At 65.0% G+C, this 21,206-nt stretch carries 18 protein-coding genes and 1 pseudogene; 12 read left to right on the forward strand and 7 right to left on the reverse strand.

Going from position 1 to position 21,206, the window contains the following annotated elements:
• Positions 1-26 precede the first annotated feature (26 nt).
• The 3 genes from ACZ899_RS13795 to ACZ899_RS13805 all read left to right on the forward strand — a co-directional run bounded on the left by ACZ899_RS13795 (position 27) and on the right by ACZ899_RS13805 (position 2,540).
• Complete coding sequence (locus tag ACZ899_RS13795) at positions 27-1,178, forward strand: Fic family protein (RefSeq protein WP_234560681.1); 1,152 nt, start codon at positions 27-29, stop codon at positions 1,176-1,178.
• Between the two features lie 350 nt (positions 1,179-1,528).
• Positions 1,529-1,816: a hypothetical protein gene (locus tag ACZ899_RS13800; RefSeq protein ID WP_234560682.1), complete on the forward strand. Its 288-nt coding sequence runs from the start codon at positions 1,529-1,531 to the stop codon at positions 1,814-1,816.
• A 118-nt stretch (positions 1,817-1,934) separates the two neighbouring features.
• On the forward strand, positions 1,935-2,540 hold the full coding sequence (locus ACZ899_RS13805; protein WP_203647840.1) for a flavin reductase family protein: 606 nt from the start codon (positions 1,935-1,937) through the stop codon (positions 2,538-2,540).
• Here the strand turns inward: ACZ899_RS13805 and ACZ899_RS13810 are convergent, their stop codons facing one another.
• The gene (locus tag ACZ899_RS13810; RefSeq protein WP_232854631.1) at positions 2,541-2,774 is read right to left on the reverse strand and encodes a hypothetical protein; all 234 of its coding nucleotides are present in this window, start codon (positions 2,772-2,774) and stop codon (positions 2,541-2,543) included.
• Between the two features lie 42 nt (positions 2,775-2,816).
• A complete protein-coding gene (locus ACZ899_RS13815; RefSeq protein ID WP_050703928.1) occupies positions 2,817-3,110 on the reverse strand; it encodes a putative quinol monooxygenase in 294 nt (97 codons plus the stop codon).
• A 202-nt stretch (positions 3,111-3,312) separates the two neighbouring features.
• On the opposite strand from ACZ899_RS13815, the pseudogene ACZ899_RS13820 reads away from it, so the two are divergent.
• Positions 3,313-4,234 (forward strand): annotated as a pseudogene (locus ACZ899_RS13820) (AraC family transcriptional regulator).
• Between the two features lie 72 nt (positions 4,235-4,306).
• Here the strand turns inward: ACZ899_RS13820 and ACZ899_RS13825 are convergent.
• Positions 4,307-5,944 (reverse strand): 5-guanidino-2-oxopentanoate decarboxylase, encoded by a 1,638-nt coding sequence (locus tag ACZ899_RS13825; protein ID WP_234560696.1) that lies wholly within the window; start codon positions 5,942-5,944, stop codon positions 4,307-4,309.
• 112 nt (positions 5,945-6,056) lie between these two features.
• On the opposite strand from ACZ899_RS13825, the gene ACZ899_RS13830 reads away from it, so the two are divergent.
• Positions 6,057-6,938 carry a LysR substrate-binding domain-containing protein gene (locus ACZ899_RS13830; RefSeq protein WP_234560683.1) on the forward strand — a complete coding sequence of 294 codons (882 nt, stop codon included), beginning with the start codon at positions 6,057-6,059 and terminating at the stop codon, positions 6,936-6,938.
• A gap of 126 nt (positions 6,939-7,064) precedes the next feature.
• Here the strand turns inward: ACZ899_RS13830 and ACZ899_RS13835 are convergent, their stop codons facing one another.
• Together ACZ899_RS13835 and ACZ899_RS13840 are read right to left on the reverse strand one after the other, a co-directional pair.
• Positions 7,065-7,679 (reverse strand): NAD(P)-dependent oxidoreductase, encoded by a 615-nt coding sequence (locus tag ACZ899_RS13835; protein WP_234560684.1) that lies wholly within the window; start codon positions 7,677-7,679, stop codon positions 7,065-7,067.
• Between the two features lie 28 nt (positions 7,680-7,707).
• Positions 7,708-8,583: an MBL fold metallo-hydrolase gene (locus tag ACZ899_RS13840; RefSeq protein ID WP_234560685.1), complete on the reverse strand. Its 876-nt coding sequence runs from the start codon at positions 8,581-8,583 to the stop codon at positions 7,708-7,710.
• A gap of 103 nt (positions 8,584-8,686) precedes the next feature.
• On the opposite strand from ACZ899_RS13840, the gene ACZ899_RS13845 reads away from it, so the two are divergent.
• Positions 8,687-9,595 (forward strand): LysR family transcriptional regulator, encoded by a 909-nt coding sequence (locus tag ACZ899_RS13845; RefSeq protein WP_110737414.1) that lies wholly within the window; start codon positions 8,687-8,689, stop codon positions 9,593-9,595.
• 76 nt (positions 9,596-9,671) lie between these two features.
• Positions 9,672-9,845 carry a hypothetical protein gene (locus ACZ899_RS13850; protein ID WP_177330819.1) on the forward strand — a complete coding sequence of 58 codons (174 nt, stop codon included), beginning with the start codon at positions 9,672-9,674 and terminating at the stop codon, positions 9,843-9,845.
• 6 nt (positions 9,846-9,851) lie between these two features.
• Here the strand turns inward: ACZ899_RS13850 and ACZ899_RS13855 are convergent, their stop codons facing one another.
• A complete protein-coding gene (locus tag ACZ899_RS13855; protein ID WP_197866695.1) occupies positions 9,852-10,721 on the reverse strand; it encodes an isocitrate lyase/PEP mutase family protein in 870 nt (289 codons plus the stop codon).
• Positions 10,722-11,149: 428 nt separating this feature from the next.
• On the opposite strand from ACZ899_RS13855, the gene ACZ899_RS13860 reads away from it, so the two are divergent.
• The gene (locus tag ACZ899_RS13860) at positions 11,150-12,601 is read left to right on the forward strand and encodes an MDR family MFS transporter (protein ID WP_234560686.1); all 1,452 of its coding nucleotides are present in this window, start codon (positions 11,150-11,152) and stop codon (positions 12,599-12,601) included.
• Between the two features lie 182 nt (positions 12,602-12,783).
• Here the strand turns inward: ACZ899_RS13860 and ttgR are convergent, their stop codons facing one another.
• Complete coding sequence (gene ttgR, locus ACZ899_RS13865) at positions 12,784-13,416, reverse strand: efflux transport transcriptional regulator TtgR (protein ID WP_028690203.1); 633 nt, start codon at positions 13,414-13,416, stop codon at positions 12,784-12,786.
• 247 nt (positions 13,417-13,663) lie between these two features.
• On the opposite strand from ttgR, the gene ttgA reads away from it, so the two are divergent.
• The 4 genes from ttgA to ACZ899_RS13885 all read left to right on the forward strand — a co-directional run bounded on the left by ttgA (position 13,664) and on the right by ACZ899_RS13885 (position 20,994).
• Positions 13,664-14,818, forward strand: coding sequence for a toluene efflux RND transporter periplasmic adaptor subunit TtgA (ttgA, locus tag ACZ899_RS13870; RefSeq protein ID WP_011535416.1), 1,155 nt, complete (start codon positions 13,664-13,666; stop codon positions 14,816-14,818).
• Positions 14,819-14,821: 3 nt separating this feature from the next.
• Positions 14,822-17,974, forward strand: a complete 3,153-nt coding sequence (gene ttgB / locus ACZ899_RS13875) for an efflux RND transporter permease subunit (protein ID WP_203647847.1) — start codon at positions 14,822-14,824, stop codon at positions 17,972-17,974.
• Positions 17,971-19,416, forward strand: coding sequence for an AdeC/AdeK/OprM family multidrug efflux complex outer membrane factor (locus ACZ899_RS13880; protein ID WP_203647848.1), 1,446 nt, complete (start codon positions 17,971-17,973; stop codon positions 19,414-19,416). Before ttgB ends, ACZ899_RS13880 begins: the two co-directional genes overlap by 4 nt.
• A 324-nt stretch (positions 19,417-19,740) precedes the next feature.
• Positions 19,741-20,994 (forward strand): OprD family porin, encoded by a 1,254-nt coding sequence (locus ACZ899_RS13885; RefSeq protein ID WP_234560687.1) that lies wholly within the window; start codon positions 19,741-19,743, stop codon positions 20,992-20,994.
• The last annotated feature ends 212 nt before the right edge of the window (positions 20,995-21,206 follow it).

Here is a 21,206-nt window from a genome sequence, read left to right on the forward strand (position 1 = left end):
AGCCGAATGACGCTATTATTTGGCTCATGAACCCAAAAGCGCACACGGCTGCAGACACCGTCTGGGTCTGGCAGCAGGCCGACTGGCCCGACGTTCGTTGGGACGCGTCGCAACTGGCAACCTTGCTCAGGGACTGCGTCCAGGCGCAAGGCTGCCTGCTGGGCAGAGCGGGGGCGGTGACCGAGGCCAATGCCAACCTCGATACACTCGATACCCTGCTGCAGAACATTGTCACGTCCTCGGCCATCGAGGGTGAGCAGCTCAATGTGGAGTCCGTGCGCTCTTCCCTGGCCCGCCGGCTCGGGATTGCCGAGCCAGGAACGACCACGACTCGCAGCGAGGGCCTGGCCGAGTTGATGGTGGATGCGACCATGGGCTATGTTCGGCCACTGGATCAGCAGCGCCTGTTCCTGTGGCATCGCTGGCTGTTCCCCGAGCATGACACTACGCTCGCACCGCCCATGCCAGTCGGCGCATGGCGCGACGATGCCCCGATGCAGGTGGTGTCGGGTCGTATCGACAAACCCAGGGTGCATTTCGAAGCACCGCCGCGTGCCGGCCTGGAGCAGCAGGTGCAGCAGTTCCTCGACTGGTTCGAGAGAAGCCGCAGTGATCGGCAACTCGACCCCCTGCTACGCGCGGGGCTCGCCCATTTCTGGTTCGTCACCTTGCACCCCTTCACCGATGGCAATGGCCGCCTGGCCCGCGCCATCACAGACCTGGCATTGGCCCAGGGCGGGCAGCGGGCGGTCCGTTTCTACGCCATATCCAGCAGCATCCTGGAAGACCGGGCCGGCTACTACGCAGTCCTTGAAAGCAGCCAGCGCGGCGATCTGGACGTCACACAATGGCTGGCCTGGTTCCTTGCCACCTTGCTGCGCAGCCTCCAGCAAGCGCTGGCGCGCATCGACCGGGTGCTGGCCAAGGCACGCTTCTGGCTGATCCATCGTGGCGACGGCTTGTTACCCGAACAGGTCAAAGTGCTCAATCGCCTGCTCGACGGTGGCCCTCGCGGCTTCGAGGCGGGTATCAGTGCCAGCCAGTACCAGGCTGTGGCCAAGGTCTCCAAGGCCACAGCCACCCGGCACCTTGCCGACCTGCTGGACAAGCACTGCCTGGTTCGTCTGCCCGGCGGCGGACGAAGCACCCGCTACAGGGTGAATACCCAGGAGACATGAGCGGGGCTGCTCAACGAGCACTCTGAAAAGTTCGACCGCTCGCTGAACCTCGCATCACGGGTAACAGGCCTCCCTCTCGTGAAAAGCCGCCTCCTCCCTTAATTCCCAATTAACTGCCTGGGCTCATTCTGAAATGGCCCTGCCACCGCCTGGCCCTCCCGAAAACCGATAGGAGCGGTGCTGGGCGGCGGCCGGGGCGCCAATGGCAACTTCCTGCAGTTACCCGCGCCAAAAACAATCGACTTAATCGATGCTTATGCGTTGTTTTTTGCGCTTTTTAATCAAATTAATAGGCGTAGCATTAAGCCCATAGAAACAACAACCCCAAGCAATCCACCGGAGCAACGAGCATGAAAAACCAACTGATCCTCACCCTCGCCCTCTCTGTTCTGGCCACTGGTGCCTTCGCCGAAGATGGTTTCGACCGTACCGGCGCCCACACCTTCGCGGCCGTGCAGAGTCAGTCGGCTACCTACGCAGAGGATGGCTTCGATCGCACCAACGGCCAACGCTTCGCCGAAGACGGCTTTGATCGCACCGGCGGCCAGCGCTTCGCCGAAGACGGCTTCGATCGCACCGGCGGCCAGCGCTTCGCCGAAGATGGCTTCGACCGCACCAACGGCCACCGCATCAGCTGATCGCTGATGCGCGCAACCAGCCCGGCTTCGGCCGGGCTTGATCATTTGCAGCCGGGCCAAGCCTTGGCACACTAGGCGCCTTGTCCCCCACCAGGAAGGGCCTCGCGGCCTTGCGCAGATGTACTACTACGAACCCGCCAAAGGCCACGGCCTGCCCCACGACCCGTTCAACGCCATCGTCGGCCCACGGCCCATCGGCTGGATCTCCAGCCACGACCGCGAAGGCCGCCTGAACCTGGCGCCCTACAGCTTCTTCAACGCCTTCAACTACATCCCTCCAATCATCGGTTTCTGCAGCGTCGGGCGCAAAGACAGCCTGAACAACATCGAGCAGACCGGTGAGTTCGTCTGGAACCTGGCCACCCGTCCGCTGGCGCAGCAGATGAACCAGAGCTGCGCCGCCGTGGCGGCAGATGTCGACGAGTTCACGCTCAGCGGCCTCACCCCGACCGCCTCGAATGTGGTCAAGGTGCCGCGCGTGGGCGAAAGCCCGGTGAGCTTCGAATGCAAGGTCAGCCAGATCGTCCAGCTCAAGCGTGCGGACCAGGAAGTGGTGCCCAGCTGGCTGATCCTCGGCGAGGTGGTGGCGGTGCACATTGCCGAGCACCTGCTGAAGGATGGCATTTACGATACCGCCGCCGCCGAGCCGATCCTGCGTGGCGGCGGCCCGGCCGACTACTTCGCGCTGGGCGAGCTGTTCAAGATGGCTCGCCCACAGGTCTGATCAGAAGACCAGTTCACCTTCCTCGCTCACGCCCTGCAGGCGTTCGAGTTCGGCACAAGCGGCCTGGTCGGCCGCGATCGCCGACTGGAACACCTGCCCGTCCAGCACTTTGTGAAAGCGCGGCGCACCGCCCATGACCAGGGCCTTCACGGCGATCGCCGCGTGGTAGCCGCCGCCTTGCACCGGAACCATTGCCGAAACCGCTTCGAAGTGGGGGAATTCTCTACGTGCCATGTCGCTTTGCGCCTGTGTGATCGAGGGGCGGCATTCTACACGTTAGGCGAAGGTATGCAGGTCCAGGCTGCTGACCACCTGCTCCTGCACCAGCTCCCCGAACACGTCGAGGGTGGGCGAAGCGAAATAGCCACTCATCGCCTGCTGGTCGCACCAGCTGCCGCTGAGCAGCCACAGGTCGGCATCGACCTGCGAGCGCTGCACGCTGAAGCTCAGGCAGCCCGGCGCACGTCGCGACGGCTCGAGCAAGTCGCGCAGGCGCACGCCGAGTTCTGCGGATCGACCGTTGCTGGCGCGGATGAAAGCCAGGTGTGTGACCGGTTGTTGCTGGGTCATGAACGATCTCCTTGAAGCACTACGGACGGGAAAACCAGGCTGCCAAGGTTAGAGGTTCGCCCGCGCGGGACGTTAGGCCATTACTGCCGGCCGATTGCCTGATCCTGCAACGCGGCAGGATCAGGCAATCGATCTGCAGCTTTCGACTAGCGCCTGCCATTGCCCAAACCTATGCTGCGTCGGTCAGCAGAGGAATCCCGCCATGAGTTCATCCACGCCCCTCGATCCGCTTCTGGAACAGCAACGCCAGGAGCTGGCCGGGCTGATCCGACGTCACGCCAACGGCCCCTATGGCGCGGTGTCGGCCATCGAAGACCTGTACCTGACTCGCTATGAAGAAGATGTGCGCGGCATGCCGGCCCTGGCGCAACCGGCCTTGTGCATCCTGGCCCAGGGCAGCAAGACATTGTTCCTGGGCGACGAGCGCTATACCTACGACCCGCTGCACTACATGGTGGTCTCGGTAACGCTGCCCATCACCGGCGCCCTGCTCGAAGCCAGCCCCGAGAACCCCTGCCTGGGTTTGCGCCTGGACATCGACCCGGCGCAGATCAGCCAGCTGATCGCCGAGAGCGGGCCGATACTGGTACCCGGTCAGTCTTCCGGACGCGGATTGTTCGTGGAGAAAAGCGATCCGCAGTTGCTCGACACGCTGCTGCGCCTGGTCCGCCTGCTCGACAGCCCACGAGATATTGCCGTGCTCGCCCCACTGGTGCGCCGCGAACTGATGTATCGCGTGCTGCGTGGCCCCCAGGGCTGGCGCCTGTGCGAGATCGCCCTGTCCAGCAGCCAGACCCACCGGGTCTGTCAGGCCATCGCCTGGCTCAACCGGCATTACCAGGAGCCCTTGCGCATCGAGGACCTGGCGCGCGAGGTCAACCTCAGCACCTCGACCCTGCACCACCGTTTCAAGGCCGTGACCTCAATGAGCCCGTTGCAATACCAGAAGCAGCTGCGCCTGCAGGAGGCGCGGCGACTGATGCTCAACGACGGGCTGGAGGCTGCGGTGGCTGGCTACCGGGTAGGCTATGAAAGCCCGTCGCAGTTCAGCCGCGAGTACAGCCGCCTGTACGGCGCGCCCGCCGATTCGCGACGTGGCGCGCCTGCGTGCCAGCGCCAGCTGAAAAGAGACAAACATCGGGCGACTGTAGGAGCGGGCTTGCCCCGCGATCGAGGGCAAAGCCCTCGCTGCAGCTTCAGCCCTGAACCGTCCGCTGCCACTGACCTTGATCCACCTGGATCAAGGTCGGCCCCCTGCGCTCCACCGCCCTGCCCAACGCTGCCTGCAGTTGCGCCACATCACCCACGTCCTCTGCCTCGGCCCCCAACGCCCGCGCCACGCCAATGAAGTCCGGGGTATGGATGTCCACGCCGACCGGCTCGATCGCCCGGTTGACCATGTACTTCTTGATCTCCTCGTACCCCTGGTTGTTCCACAGCAGCACGATCAATGGCACCTGCGCCTCGACCGCGCTGGCAAGCTCAGGCAGGGTGAACTGCAGCCCGCCGTCACCGATCAGGCACACCGCCGGCGCGCGTACGGCGGGCGACTCGGCGCTGCCCAGCCAGGCGCCCATGGCGGCCGGCAACGCGTATCCCAGCGTGCCGTAACCAGTGGAGGCATTGAACCAGCGACGCGGCCTGGCCATGTCCAGGGTCAGGTTGCCGGTATAGACCGGCTGGGTCGAGTCGCCCACCAGGATGGCGTCCGGCAGGGTCTGCAGGATGCTGGTCAGCAGACGGGTCTGGCTCAGGGTCGGCTGGTCCCAGCTGGCCGCGTTGTCCTGGCGCAGGCGGGCGGCCCGCGCCGCTCCCCAATCGCTTTCGCGCGGCGGTTGCGCCTGCAGGTTCAGGGCCACCAACAGCGCTTCAATAGCCTGGGCGGCATCCGCTACCAGGGCCAGTTCGGGCAGGTAGTTGCGCACCGTCTGGTCCGGGTCGATATCGATCCGCAGCAGGCTGCCGGGGATCTCGAAACCGCCCTTGAAGGTCACGTCGTAGTCGGTTTCGGCCAGTTCGGTGCCGATGGCCAGCACCACGTCGGCCTCGGCCACCAGCGCACGGGTGGCCGGCAGGGTCTGGGTCGAGCCGATCTGCAGCGGATGGTTCGCGGGCAACAACCCCTTGGCGTTGATGGTCAGCGCCACCGGCGCCTGCAGGTGCTCGGCCAGCCGCGCCAGCCCGGCGCCCGCCTCCAGCGCACCGCCACCGGCCAGGATCAGCGGACGCCGCGCCTTGGCCAGGCGCACGGCCATGCGTTGCACGGTCTGTGGCGCGGCGCCGGCCCGGGTGGTGCGCACCACGCGGCCCGGCAACAGGTGATCGGCGGGTTCCACCAGCACATCCAGCGGGATCTCGATATGCACCGGGCGAGGTCGGGCGCCATCGAACACGGCGAAGGCGCGGGCCAGCACCTCGGGCAGGTCATCGGCGCTCATCAGCGTGTGCGAGAACGCCGCCACCCCCGCGACCAGGCCAGCCTGGTTGGGCAGCTCGTGCAGCTTGCCGCGTCCACCGCCCAGCTGGCTACGCGATTGCACGCTGGAAATCACCAGCATCGGGATCGAGTCGGCATAGGCCTGGCCCATGGCGGTGGTGATGTTGGTCATGCCCGGGCCGGTGATGATGAAGCACACCCCAGGCTTGCCCCGGGTACGCGAGTAGCCATCGGCCATGAACCCGGCACCCTGTTCGTGGCGCGGGGTGATGTGACGGATCGAGGAGGCGGCCAGGCCGCGGTAGAGTTCCACGGTATGCACGCCGGGAATGCCGAAGACATGATCGACGCCATAGCCTTCGAGGAGTTTGACCAGCACTTCACCACAGGTTGCCATCATCGAGTACCCGATTCTTGTTGAGACCTGTGCTCATGGAACCAAGCGCCGACTACCGCCACAATGCAAAAAAACACATACTAGCCATGACCCCACATCATGGCTTATCACAATGAAACGCCTGCCCCCCCTCCCCGCCCTGCACACCTTCCTGGTGACCGCCCGGCACTGCAACTTCACCCGCGCCGCGCAACAGCTGCATATCACCCAGGGCGCGGTCAGCCGGCAGATCGCCGGGCTCGAGGAGCACCTGGGCTACGCGTTGTTCCAGCGCCAGGCCCGGGGCCTGACCCTGACCCGCGAAGGGCAGGACTGGCTGCCCCGGGTGCAGCAGGTCTTTGCCCTGATCGAGCAAGGCGTGCGCGAGGTCGGCGGGCGTAGCGCGACACTGCAGCTAAAGGCGCCGACCTGCGTGATGCGCTGGCTGCTGCCACGCTTGCTGGAATGGCAGGCACTGCGCCCGGACGTGCCGGTGGAGTTGACCACCACGGTGCAGCACGGCGTGGATTTTCGCCGCGAGGGCTTCGATGCGGCCGTGGTGTATGGCGCGGCGCCGAACCATGGGCTGCAGGTACGCAAGCTGTTCGATGAACAACTGACGCCGGTCTGCGCGCCATCGGTATCAAGCGACCTCTTGCAGTTGCAGGACCTGGCGCGGCAGATGCTGCTGCACCCCTCGCGGGACGAACACGACTGGCAGCTGTGGTTGCAGGCGGCCAACGCCGGGTTCGAGCCCCAGGGGCCGAAGCAGCACTTCGAGACGTTGGACATGGCAATGGCCATGGCCTCCCAGGGGACGGGGATCGCCATCGGCGATTTCTCGCTGATCGGCGACGACCTGCGCACAGGCCGGTTGTGCATGCCGTTCGAGCTGAAGGTGACGACCGGGAAGGGCTATTACCTGGTGAGCCCGTCGAAGACCATGCCCACGGGGCTGGTCGAGTTGGTGGAGTGGCTGCAGACGCGCGCCTCAAGCCTTGCGCAACCTTTGTAGGAGCGGCCTTGTGCCGCGAAAGGGCCGCATAGCGGCCCCGGCGATATCTGATTTGTCGCTGAAAGCCTGGGGCTGCTGTGCAGCCCTTTCGCGGCACGAGGCCGCTCCTACAGGGTACCGCGCGACTCAGTAGCCGACCGTGAACCGCGCCCGCGAGTGCGCCGGTTTCTCCAGCTCGTCGAGCATGGCGATGGCGTAATTGGCAAAGGTGATCCAGCTCTTGCCATCAGCGCCGATCAGCAGGTGGTCCTTGCCCAGGGTGTAGTGCCCGCTGCGCTCACCTTCGACGAACTCCGCCGACGGCGACAGGAAGGTCCAGTCCAGGGTCGGCTCGCGGCGCAGCGTTTCGAGGAAGCGCACCCCGGCACTGGCCTCGGCCTTGTAGGCCTCCGGGAAGTCCGGGCTGTCGATCACCCGGTGCCCGGACGGCAGCAGCAGGCTGCCGGCACCACCCACCACCAGCAGGCGCTTGACCCCGGCACGCTTGACCGGCTCGATGATCGCGCCAGGCTCGAGGGTGGAGAAATGCGCCGCGCTCAACACCGCATCGCAGCCAGTCACGGCCGTCTGCAGGGCGGCGCTGTCCTTGGCATCCAGCGCCTTGACCGTCACGCCGTCACGGCCTTGCAGCTTGCCCGGATCCCGAGCGATGGCCACCACACTGTGGCCACGACGCAGGGCCTCTTCCAGCAACTGGCTGCCGGCGCGCCCGGTGGCGCCGATGATTGCGATCTTGCTCATGGGAAACACTCCAACAGGTTGAAAGGGATTACCACTTCATCTCGCCCTTGGCGACCTTGGCCCCCAGTTCCAGGGAGCTCTCGTCGGCAAGGTTCGGGTAGCGTTGCTTCATCGCCGCGATCAGCGCGGTGGAATCGGCGGCCTTGGCGGCTTCGGTATCGAAGTCACGAATGTAGCCGGCGGTGAAGCGCACTGCGTCCAGCGAGCGGCTGCTGTCGCCCAGGTAATGCCCGGGGATCACCGTGCGCGGGGCCAGCTGCTCGATCTTCGTCAGGGTGCTCAGCCAGTCGGCGTGGGATTTCGCGGTCTGGGTGTCGGCCATCCACACGTGGATATGCTCGGAAACCACCACGCCACCGACCACTGCCTTGATCGAGGGAATCCAGACGAAGCTGCGGTCCGGCTGTGGACCGTCCAGGCCGACAACCTCCAGTGCCTGGCCTTCAAGCTCCAGGCGATTGCCCTCGAGGACCTGCGGCACCACCAGGCGTGCCGGCTTGTCCGCGCCCATTTGCGGGCCCCAGTAGGCCAGCTTGGCGTCCATGGTCTTGCGGATGTGCTCGACCGTGGCGGCCGAGGCGACCACCCGGGCCTTGGGAAACGCCTGGGTGATGGTGTCCAGGCCGAAGTAGTAGTCGGGGTCGCCATGGCTGACATAGATGGTGGTCAGCTGCTTGCCGCTGGCACGCAGGCGTTCGACCACCTGCTCGGCCTGGCCTTTGCCGAACTGGGCGTCGACCAGGATGGCGTCGTGGGCGCCACTGACGATCACCGAGCTGACCGGAAAGATCGCCGCATGGCCAGGGTTGTAGGCTTCAAGCTTGAGCGGTTCGCCGGCCATGGCCTGGCCGCCGAGGGTGAGACAGGCCAGCAGCAGGCCGCGCAGGGGGGTGAGGAGAGACATCGCAAGATCCTGTGAGTGGGACGATGCAGGCAAGCTTAGTTGCTCGAACCAATACAAAAAATGCGATGCTTAAACATAGTTTGTTTCTGAAATCGGACAGATCATGGACCGCCTCAACGCCATGCGCGTATTCGTCACCGTCGTCGACCTGGGCAGCCAGTCCGCTGCGGCGGATCATCTGGAGCTTTCCAGGCCCGTGGTATCACGCTACCTGGCAGAGCTGGAGGACTGGGTCGGCGCCCGCCTGATGCAACGCACCACGCGCAAGCTAAGCCTGACAGCTGCGGGCCTCGAAACCCTGCCCCGCTGCCGCCAGTTGCTGGAGCTGGCCGGCGACCTGCAGAACGCCGTGCGCCAGCCGGACGACGCGCCCCGCGGCGAACTGCGCATCAGCGTCAGCACCTCGTTCGGCCAGGCCCAGCTGGTGGATGCGCTGGCCGCCTATGTCAAACGCTACCCTGGGGTGAAGGTGGAGCTGCAGATGCTCGACCGCACCGTCAACCTGGTGGACGAGCGCATCGACCTGGCCATCCGCACCAGCAACGACGTCGATCCCAACCTCATCGCCCGACGCCTGAGCGTGTGCCGCTCGGTGGTCTGCGCCAGCCCCGCCTACCTGCGCGAGCACGGCACGCCGCGCCAGGTCGAGGAACTGAGCCGGCACAACTGCCTGACCCATGCCTACTTCGGTCACAGCCTGTGGCATTTCGAGGTGGACGGGCAGAACGTCGCCGTGCCGGTGCAGGGCAATATCAGCGCCAACGAGGCCATGACCCTGCAGAAAGCCGCCCTGGCCCACGCCGGCATCGCCATGCTGCCCACCTACCAGGCGGCTGCTGCGTTGCGCAATGGCGACCTGGTGCGGTTGCTGCCGTACGCCAAACCACGAGAGTTGACGCTCAACGCTGTGTACACCTCGCGCAAGCACATGCCGGCGACACTGCGCAGCATGCTGGACTTCCTGGCGCAGCGGTTCGGCGACGAGCCGGAGTGGGACAAGGGATTGAGCTGAGTCCAGGCCATGCAGATCCGCGCACAAGGCCTATGCTTGAAGGTATCACCTGTTGCACCAACAGGAGGTCCGCACCATGAGCATCAAATCCAGGCGTTGCGCCCTCGTCTTTGCCCTGGTCGCGGTGGCCGGGCTCTACGGCTCGGCCTGCTGGCGGGTCGAGCTGCTGCGCAGCCAGCCCAACGCGGCCGCCAGCTGCGTCCACGAGCACTGCGTCCCTCATAGCGCCACGCTGAGCGCCGTCAGGTAGAGAGGATCACTCCTCGACGCTCATGTACTCTTTCGCCCAGCGGATGTAGTCCTCGGGCTGGGTGTAGGTGTGCGAAAGCTCGGTGGCGCCGAGGTTGTCCGATTTGTGCTGCTGGCCGCGCTGCTGGCGCAGGCAGTCGTAGGTGGCCTTGATCGCGGCGAAGTAGGCGGCATGGCCATCGACCACGATGCGCACGCCCAGGCGCGCCAGGCGCTCGTCGTCACGCAGGTTCGGGTTGGCGTAGGTGACCAGCATCAGCGGCACGCTCAGGTGCTCGGCGATCTGCTCCAACTGCTCGAAGTCCTTCACCCCCACCATGCAGATGCCATCGGCGCCGGCCTTCTGGTAGCTCTGGGTGCGGACGATGATTTCCTCGGTGGTGAGCACGCCGGCATTGGTCCGGGCGATGATCGCCAGCGCCGAATCGACACGCGCCTCCAGCGCCGCACGAATCTTGCCCACGCCCTCCTCCACCGAGATCAGGTCGGTGGACTTGCGACCGAACTGGGCCGGCAGCAAGGTATCCTCGATGGTCAGCGCGGCCACGCCGGCGCGCTCCAGTTCGATGACCGTGCGCATCACGTTGAGCGCATTGCCATAGCCATGGTCGGCATCGGCCAGTACCGGCAACTGGGCGACGCGACCGATGCGGGTGGCCTGCTCGACGAACTCGCTGAGGGTGATCAGGGCGAAGTCCGGCGCGGCCAGGACCTGCAACGAGGCGACCGAGCCGCCGAGGATGCCGACTTCGAAGCCCAGGTCCGCGGCGATACGGGCGGACATCGGGTCGAAGACCGAAGCGGTGTGATAGCACGAACCTGAAGCAAGCAGTTCGCGGAAGGCAAAACGCAGATCGTGGTGGGAAGCCTTGGGCATGATCACTCCGCTTGTAATGAAATTTGTGAACGGCTGACAACCGACCCCTGAATCGGGTCTACCTGACTGTTCCAACCGTCGCCATCTGGGCGGTCATGCTCGACATGCAGGCAGAGGAATAGAAGGTGTGGACATACAGCGACGCGAAATCCTGCGGCAAATGGCTGCACCATGCTGGTGCAGGCCCCGGATTTCAGCCTCTGCGGCCTAGCCACGATATCACGCGGCCATGCAGCACTGGATGAATGCGCCAATGCCGATCTTGCATAGGGGATGCACGGAGTACATAGGTAGCTATGTAACTCAGGGTACAATTGTCTCGCTGGTGGCAGTGGGATTGCCCCGCGATGGCCACACCGCACTGCATGGCACCGGCTTGGCCGGTGTTCGCGGGACAAGCCCGCTCCTACAAGAAAAAGGAACCGAACGTGACCGCCGCCCTGCCCCCCACCGTCCTGCGCAGCGTCCTGACCGCCCTGATGCTGGCGATCTTCCTCGGCGCCTTCGACCAGACCATCGTCGCCGTGTCCATGCCGGCGATTTCCGCGCAATTCAATGATGTCGGGCTGCTGGCCTGGGTCATCTCCGGCTACATGGTGGCCATGACCATCGCCGTGCCGATCTACGGCAAGCTCGGCGACCTGTATGGCCGGCGGCGCATGATCCTCACCGGCACTGCCCTGTTCACCCTGGCCTCGGTGGCCTGCGGCCTGGCCCAGGACATGCCGCAGCTGGTGCTGGCGCGGGTGCTCCAGGGCATCGGCGCTGGCGGCATGGTGTCGGTGAGCCAGGCGATCATCGGCGACTACGTGCCGCCCCGCGAGCGCGGCCGCTACCAGGGTTATTTCAGCAGCATGTATGCCCTGGCCAGTGTCGCCGGGCCGGTGCTCGGCGGCTGGCTGACCGAGTATCTTTCCTGGCGCTGGGTGTTCTGGATCAACCTGCCGCTGGGGCTGGTGGCGCTCTGGGTGATCCACCGGGCGTTGGACGGTTTGTCGGTCAAGCGCCGCGAGGCCCGGGTGGACTACCTGGGCGCGGTGTTGATGATCCTCGGCCTGGGCAGCCTGCTGCTGGGCATCACCCTGGTCGGCCAGGGGCATGCCTGGCTGTCGCCGCAGGTGCTGGCGCTGCTGGGCTGCGCGCTGCTCGGGCTGCTGGCATTCATCGCCCACGAGCGCCGTTGCCGTGAGCCGCTGCTGCCGCTGGGCCTGTTCGGCAACCGGGTCGCGGTGCTGTGCTGGTGCGTGATTTTCTTCGCCAGTTTCCAATCGATCTCGCTGACCATGCTCATGCCCCTGCGCTACCAGGGCATCACCGGGGCCGGCGCTGACAGCGCGGCACTGCACCTGCTGCCGCTGGCCATGGGTCTGCCCATCGGTGCCTTCACCGGCGGGCGCATGACCAGCCGCACCGGCCGCTTCAAGCCGCAGATCCTCACCGGTGCGCTGCTGATGCCGCTGGCCATCGCCGCCATGGCGCTAACGCCGCCACAATCGGGGTTGCTCAGCGCACTGTTCATGCTACTGACCGGGATCGCCTGCGGCCTGCAGTTCCCCACCTCGCTGGTGGGCACGCAAAGCGCGGTGGACAGCCGGGACATCGGCGTGGCGACCAGCACCACCAACCTGTTCCGCTCGCTCGGCGGGGCGATGGGCGTGGCGTGCATGTCCAGCCTGCTGCTGGCGCTGCTGCATCAGGGCGGCTTGGAGATGCTGGGCAACCCATTGCTGGGCAGCCTCAAGGCGGGCGAGGCGGATCCGCAGACCCAGCTGCGCTTGCTGGAAACCTTCCGCGACCTGTTGCTGGTCAGTGCCGGGGCTTCGCTGATCGGACTGCTGGCGGCGCTGGCACTGCCGGACCGGCAGTTGCGCGGGCGCTGAAAGTTGTGGGAGCGGCGGTGCGCCGATGCGACTTGCCCCGCGATAGCGTTCCGCCCAGGTGACGTCATGGCCTGGAAGGTCTCATCGCGGGGCAAGTCGCATCGGCGCACCGCCGCTCCCACGTTATTAATTCTGCGTTAATAGGATGGGAGTAACACTTCCTCACAATCCTTAACAAAGTGTCATTTGCGCAAGCCCGGGCTCAAGCGCAGCATATCCAGCCCGGTATCGACCCATTTTTCGACATCGGCCAACAGATCGAAGCTGTCCGGCAGCAGCAGCCAGCGGCCGATCAGGCCATCCACATAGGCAAACATGGCCACGGCAGCCCGATCGATATCGAGCTCCCCGGGCAACTGGCCACGACGTACGGCATTGCCCAGGGCCAAGGCGATGCTCTGATGGCAGTCCAGCACCGCGCCCTGGCGTTGCTGGCGAATCTCACACATGTCGTCGGTGAACTCGCACTTGTGATGCAGGATTTCATTGATACGCCGGGTACGGGCATCGAGCACCAGCTCGTTGAACACTTGCAGCAACAGCTTGCGCATGCAGCCGAGCGGGTCGAGTTCGTCCTCGCTTTCACTGGCCCGGGCCAGGTGGTCATGGGTCTCGTGCAGGCTGTCGAGCAGCGCCTGCACCAGCTCCGCCTTGTTGCTGAAATGCCAGTAGATTGCCCCGCGGGTCACCCCCGCGAGCTCGGCGATGTCGGCCAGGGTGGTGCGCGCGACCCCGCGCTTGTAGAAGGCCTTTTCCGCCGCCTCGATGATCTGGGCACGGGTTTCCTGGGCTTCTTCTTTGGTTCGACGGACCATGGCAGTACAACCTCATCAGGCCCCGCCTGCGCATCCGGCGGGCGGGAATCAGGCCGGGGCAGGCGCTACATGGGCCGCTCCCGGGTGCATGTGGACGATCCGCGGCGACTCACCGACGGTATTTACAAACAACCATGAATGTAAGTATATTCCTTAGCAAGCTATTTATCCACCGGATAGCGTTTTTCTCATAAGACACTTCCACTATATTCTTGAGCTCCCTTGCTCCTGCGACCCGAGGATCCTCATGCAATTCAAGCCAGCCGTAACCGCCCTGGTTTCCGCCGTGGCCCTGGCAACCCTGCTCAGTGGCTGTAAGAAAGAGGAAGCCGCGCCAGCGCCCCAGGCTCCTCAGGTCGGCGTCGTGACCGTGCAACCGCAAGCCTTCACCCTGACCTCGGAACTGCCGGGGCGCACCAGCGCCTACCGTGTGGCCGAGGTTCGTCCGCAGGTGAACGGCATCATTCTCAAGCGCCTGTTCAAGGAAGGCACCGACGTCAAGGAAGGGCAGCAGCTCTACCAGATCGACCCGGCCGTCTACGAGGCGACCCTGGCCAACGCCCAGGCCAACCTGCAGGCTACCCGCTCGCTGGCCGAACGCTACAAGCAACTGATCGACGAGCAGGCCGTCTCCAAGCAGGAATACGACGACGCCAACGCCAAACGATTGCAGGCCGAGGCCTCGCTCAAGAGCGCCCAGATCGACCTGCGCTACACCAAGGTGCTGGCGCCGATCAGTGGCCGCATCGGTCGCTCCTCGGTCACCGAAGGCGCCCTGGTGAACAACGGCCAGACCAACGCCATGGCCACCATCCAGCAGCTCGACCCGATCTACGTCGACGTCACCCAGTCCACCGCCGAGCTGCTCAAGCTGCGCCGTGACCTGGAAGGCGGCCAACTGCAGAAGGCCGGCGACAACGCCGCCCAGGTGCAGCTGGTGCTGGAAGACGGCAGCCTGTTCAAGCAGCAGGGTCGCCTGGAGTTCTCCGAAGTCGCGGTCGACGAGACCACCGGTTCCGTCACCCTGCGCGCGATCTTCCCCAACCCCGACCACACCCTGCTGCCCGGCATGTTCGTCCATGCGCGGCTCAAGGCCGGGGTCAACGCCAACGCCATCCTGGCCCCGCAACAGGGCGTGACCCGCGACCTCAAGGGCGCGCCGACCGCACTGGTGGTCAACCAGGAGAACAAGGTCGAACTGCGCCAGCTCAAGGCCAGCCGCACCCTGGGTAGCGACTGGCTGATCGAGGAAGGCCTGAACCCGGGCGACCGTCTGATCACCGAAGGGCTGCAGTTCGTGCGACCGGGCGTCGAGGTCAAGGTCAGCGAAGCCACCAACGTCAAGAAGCCGGCCGGCCCTGCTCAGGCCAACACGGCCAAAGCCGACGCCAAAGCGGAGTAAACCATGTCGAAGTTCTTTATCGATCGCCCGATCTTCGCCTGGGTGATCGCCCTGGTGATCATGCTGGTCGGCGCCCTGTCGATCCTGAAGCTGCCGATCAACCAGTATCCGAGCATCGCCCCGCCGGCCATCGCCATCTCCGTGACCTACCCGGGCGCCTCGGCGCAGACGGTGCAGGACACCGTGGTGCAGGTGATCGAGCAGCAGCTCAACGGTATCGACAACCTGCGTTATGTGTCGTCGGAAAGTAACTCCGACGGCAGCATGACCATCACCGCCACCTTCGAGCAGGGCACCAACTCCGACACCGCGCAGGTCCAGGTCCAGAACAAGCTGAACCTGGCCACCCCGCTGTTGCCGCAGGAAGTGCAGCAGCAAGGTATCCGCGTCACCAAGGCAGTGAAGAACTTCCTGCTGGTGATCGGCCTGGTGTCCGAAGACGGCAGCATGAGCAAGGACGACCTGGCCAACTACATCGTCTCCAACATGCAGGACCCGATCTCGCGGACCGCGGGCGTCGGTGACTTCCAGGTGTTCGGTGCGCAGTACGCCATGCGCATCTGGCTGGATCCGGCCAAGCTGAACAAGTTCCAGCTGACCCCGGTCGACGTGCGCACCGCCGTGGCCGCGCAGAACGTCCAGGTCTCGTCCGGCCAGCTCGGCGGCCTGCCGGCACTGCCGGGTACCCAGCTCAACGCCACCATCATCGGCAAGACCCGCCTGCAGACCGCCGAGCAGTTCGAGAAGATCCTGCTCAAGGTCAACAACGACGGTTCCCAGGTCCGCCTGGGGGATGTCGCCACGGTGGGCCTGGGCGGCGAGAACTACGCCATCAGTGCCCAGTACAACGGCATGCCGGCCTCGGGCCTGGCGGTCAAGCTGGCCACCGGCGCCAACGCCCTGGACACCGCAAAGGCGCTGCGCACCACCATCAGCGACCTGGAGCCGTTCTTCCCGCCGGGCGTGAAGGCCGTGTTCCCGTATGACACCACTCCGGTGGTCACCGAATCGATCAGCGGGGTGATCCACACCCTGATCGAGGCCGTGGTCCTGGTGTTCCTGGTGATGTACCTGTTCCTGCAGAACTTCCGCGCCACCATCATCACCACCATGACCGTGCCGGTGGTGTTGCTGGGTACGTTCGGCATCCTCGCCGCCGCAGGCTTCAGCATCAACACCCTGACCATGTTCGCCATGGTCCTGGCCATCGGCCTGCTGGTGGACGATGCCATCGTCGTGGTGGAGAACGTCGAGCGGGTGATGTCCGAGGAAGGGTTGCCGCCCAAGGAGGCGACCAAGCGTTCCATGGAGCAGATCCAGGGCGCCCTGGTGGGTATCGCCCTGGTGCTGTCGGCGGTACTGCTGCCAATGGCGTTCTTCGGCGGTTCCACCGGTGTGATCTATCGCCAGTTCTCCATCACCATCGTCTCGGCCATGGGCCTGTCGGTGCTGGTGGCGCTGATCTTTACCCCGGCCCTGTGCGCCACCATGCTCAAGCCGCTGAAGAAGGGCGAGCACCATGTGGCCAAGCGCGGCTTCTTCGGCTGGTTCAACCGCAACTTCGACCGCAGCGTCGTCGGCTACGAGCGCAGCGTCGGCACCATCCTGCGCAACAAGATCCCGTTCCTGCTGGCCTACGCCCTGATCGTGGTCGGCATGATCTGGTTGTTCGCGCGCATCCCCACCGCGTTCCTGCCCGAGGAAGACCAGGGCGTGCTGTTCGCCCAGGTGCAGACCCCGGCCGGCTCCAGTGCCGAGCGCACCCAGGTGGTGGTCGACCAGATGCGCGAGTATCTGCTCGACAAGGAAGCCGATACCGTGGCATCGGTGTTCACTGTCAACGGCTTCAACTTCGCCGGTCGTGGCCAGAGCTCGGGCATGGCGTTCATCATGCTCAAGCCGTGGGACGAGCGCTCGAAGGAGAACAGCGTGTTCGCCCTCGCCCAGCGCGCGCAGATGCACTTCTTCAGCTTCCGCGACGCGATGGTGTTCGCCTTCGCCCCGCCGGCGGTGCTCGAACTGGGTAACGCCACCGGCTTCGACGTGTTCCTCCAGGACCGCGCCGGCGTCGGCCACGCGAAACTGATGGAAGCGCGCAACCAGTTCCTGGCCAAGGCCGCGCAGAGCAAGATCCTCAGCGCCGTGCGTCCGAACGGGCTGAACGACGAGCCGCAGTACCAACTGACCATCGACGACGAACGCGCCAGTGCCCTGGGCGTGACCATCGCCGACATCAACAACACCCTGTCGATCGCCCTGGGCGGTAGCTACGTCAACGACTTCATCGACCGTGGCCGGGTCAAGAAGGTCTACATCCAGGGCGAGCCAAACTCGCGGATGAGCCCGGAAGACCTGCAGAAGTGGTACGTGCGCAACGGCAAGGGCGAGATGGTGCCGTTCTCCTCCTTCGCCAAGGGCGAATGGAGCTATGGCTCGCCGAAGCTGTCGCGCTACAACGGCGTTGAGGCGGTCGAGATCCTCGGTACCCCGGCACCGGGCTACAGTACCGGTGAGGCCATGGCCGAAGTCGAGCGCATCGCCGGCGAACTGCCAACCGGCATCGGCTTCTCCTGGACCGGCATGTCCTACGAGGAAAAACTCTCCGGCTCGCAGATGCCGGCGCTGTTCGCCCTCTCGGTGCTGTTCGTGTTCCTGTGCCTGGCAGCGTTGTACGAAAGCTGGTCGATCCCGATCGCGGTGGTGCTGGTCGTGCCGCTGGGCATCATCGGTGCACTGCTCGCCACCAGCCTGCGCGGGTTGTCCAACGACGTGTACTTCCTGGTCGGCCTGCTGACCACCATCGGCCTGGCGGCGAAGAACGCCATCCTGATCGTCGAATTCGCCAAGGAACTGCACGAACAGGGCAAAAGCCTGTACGACGCGGCCATCGAGGCCTGCCGTATGCGTCTGCGCCCGATCATCATGACCTCCCTGGCGTTCATCCTCGGCGTGGTACCGTTGACCATCGCCAGCGGCGCCGGCGCCGGCAGCCAGCACGCCATCGGTACCGGTGTGATCGGCGGCATGATCAGTGCGACCGTGCTGGCGATCTTCTGGGTACCACTATTCTTCGTCGCAGTGTCGTCGCTGTTCGGCAGCAAAGAGCCGAAAGAACACGCCACCCCTGAAACTCCACGTTATGAGGCTGGGCAATGACCAAGTCTTTGTTGTCCCTGGCGGTAACCGCCTTCATCCTCGGCGGCTGCTCGCTGATCCCCGACTACCAGGCGCCCGAGGCGCCGGTGGCCGCGCAGTGGCCGCAAGGTCCTGCGTACTCGCCGACCGAGTCGGCCAACGTTGCCGCGGCCGAGCAGGGCTGGCGCCAGTTCTTCCACGACCCGGCGCTGCAGCAGCTGATCCAGACCTCGCTGGAAAACAACCGCGACCTGCGCGTCGCGGCGTTGAACATCGACGCCTACCGCGCCCAGTACCGTATCCAGCGCGCCGACCTGCTGCCGGCCGTGACGGCCAATGGCAGCGGCAGCCGCCAGCGGATGCCGGCCAACATGTCGCAGACCGGCGAATCCACCATCAACAGCCAGTACTCGGCCACCCTCGGTGTCAGCGCCTATGAGCTGGACCTGTTCGGCCGTGTGCGCAGCCTGACCCAGCAGGCCCTGGAAACCTACCTGTCCAGCGAGCAGGCGCGCCGCTCCACGCAGATCAGCCTGGTGGCCAGCGTGGCCAACGCCTACTACACCTGGCAGGCCGACCAGGCGCTGCTGAAGCTGACCGAAGAAACGCTCAAGACGTACGAAGAGAGCTACAACCTGACCCGCCGCAGCAATGAGGTGGGCGTGGCTTCGGCGCTGGACCTGAGCCAGGCCCGCACCGCCGTCGAAGGCGCGCGGGTCAAGCTGTCGCAGTACCAGCGCCTGGTCGCCCAGGACCTGAACAGCCTCACCGTGCTGGTGGGCACCGGCGTGCCGGCCACCCTGCCCAAGCCGCTGGAGCTCAATGCCGACCAGTTGGCCGAAGTGCCGGCCGGCCTGCCGTCCGACATCCTGCAACGCCGTCCGGACATCCAGGAGGCCGAGCACCTGCTCAAGGCCGCCAATGCCAACATCGGCGCCGCCCGCGCCGCGTTCTTCCCGAGCATCAGCCTGACCGCCAACGCCGGTACCCTGAGCCCGGACATGGGCGGGCTGTTCAAGGGTGGTTCGGGCACCTGGCTGTTCCAGCCGCAGATCAACCTGCCGATCTTCAACGCCGGTAGCCTCAAGGCCAGCCTGGACTACTCGAAGATCCAGAAGGACATCAACGTCGCCAAGTACGAGAAGACCATCCAGACCGCCTTCCAGGAAGTCGCCGATGGCCTGGCCGCACGCAAGACGTTCGAAGAGCAGTTGCAGGCGCAACGCGACCTGGTGGCGGCGAACCAGGACTACTACCGCCTGGCCGAGCGTCGCTACCGCATCGGCATCGACAGCAACCTGACCTTCCTCGACGCCCAGCGCAACCTGTTCAGCGCCCAGCAGTCGCTGATCGGCGATCGCCTGTCGCAGCTGGTCAGCGAGGTCAACCTGTACAAGGCCCTCGGTGGCGGCTGGTACGAGCAGACCCAGCAGCAGGCCTCGATCCAGACGCCGAAAGGCTGATTGGAGCGGTAACGGCATCAAGCCCACCCTTGCGGTGGGCTTTTTGTTGCCCGCACGGGCCTCATCGCGGGGCAAGCCCGCTCCCACGTTGCTCTTCAACCTGAGGTATCGCAACGTGGGAGCGGGCTTGCCCCGCGATGCCGGTCGGCCAACATTACGTTCGATAATCGCCCCATTCCGCGTTCCACGAATTGCCTCGCCCCCACCCTGCCCCGCACCATCGCCCACGCAACGTTGCACAAGCTCTCTCTAAAGACGCCCGACCCTGCGGCCCGCACCCGCAGCGCACCGGCTCGCCCAATAAAAACAAGAGATCCACGACAGATGAGCACTTTGCAACCCGCACGCCAGCTGCTGCCGGGCCTGTTGGCCCTGTCCTGCGCCTTGCCCGCCGTCGCCGCCGAAAGCGGTTTTCTGGAAGACGCCAAGGCCAGCCTCAACCTGCGCAACTTCTACATCAACCGCAACTTCGTCGACCCGGCCAACCCCCAGGGCAAAGCCGAGGAATGGACCCAGAGCTTCATCCTCGACGCCCGTTCCGGCTTCACCCAGGGCACCGTTGGCTTCGGTGTGGACGTGCTGGGCCTGTACTCGGTCAAGCTCGATGGCGGCAAGGGCACGGCTGGCACCCACCTGCTGCCGGTGCATGACGATGGCCGCCCGGCCGATGATTTCGGCCGCCTGGGCGTGGCCTTGAAAACGCGCCTGTCGCAGACCGAGCTCAAGGTCGGCGAGTGGATGCCGGTGCTGCCGATCCTGCGCTCGGACGATGGCCGCTCGTTGCCGCAGACCTTCCGCGGCGGCCAGCTCACCTCCAAGGAGCTCGACGGCCTGACTCTGTATGCCGGCCAGTTCCGAGGCAACAGCCCACGCAACGACGCGAGCATGGAAGACATGTTCATGCAGGGGCGCGCCGGCATCACCTCCGACCGCTTCAACTTCGCCGGTGGCGAATACAGTTTCAACGACAAGCGCACGATGGTCGGCCTGTGGGACGCCCGCCTCAAAGACATCTACCGCCAGCAGTACCTGAACCTGGTGCACAGCCAGCCCTTGGGCGACTGGACCCTGGGCGCCAACCTGGGCTACTTCCTCGGCAAGGAAGACGGCAGCGCCCGCGCCGGCGATCTCGACAACCGCACTGCCTCGGCCATGCTCTCGGCGCGCTACCAGGGCCACACCTTCTACGTCGGCCTGCAGAAGGTCAGCGGCGACGATGCCTGGATGCGGGTCAACGGCACCAGCGGCGGTACCCTGGCCAACGACAGCTACAACGCCAGCTTCGATAATGCCCAGGAGCGCTCCTGGCAGGTGCGCCATGACTTCAACTTCGTCACCGTGGGCATCCCCGGGCTGACCCTGATGAACCGCTATATCAAGGGTGACAACGTGCATGCCGGCGGGGTGGACGATGGCAAGGAGTGGGCCCGCGAGACCGAGCTGGCCTATGTGGTGCAGGCCGGGACGTTCAAGGACCTGTCGGTGAAATGGCGCAACTCGACCATGCGCAGGGACTTCAGCAGCAATGCGTTCGACGAGAACCGGTTGATCGTCAGTTATCCGCTGAACCTGCTTTAGCAGGTCTGGCCTCTTCGCGGATAAACCCGCTCCCACAGGGACAGCACAGCCTTGGAGTCCAGTGTTATACCTGTGGGAGCGGGTTTACCCTCGAAGAGGCCGGTGGCCACAATAAAGAATCTAAAGGAATATATAAATCAAATAACATTCTTTGACGTTATATATGGCAGCCCGCTAAAAACGAGCCCTGATCCCCGCACCAGAGCCCGAGC

It is taken from the genome of Pseudomonas sp. TE31087, from assembly GCF_057284075.1.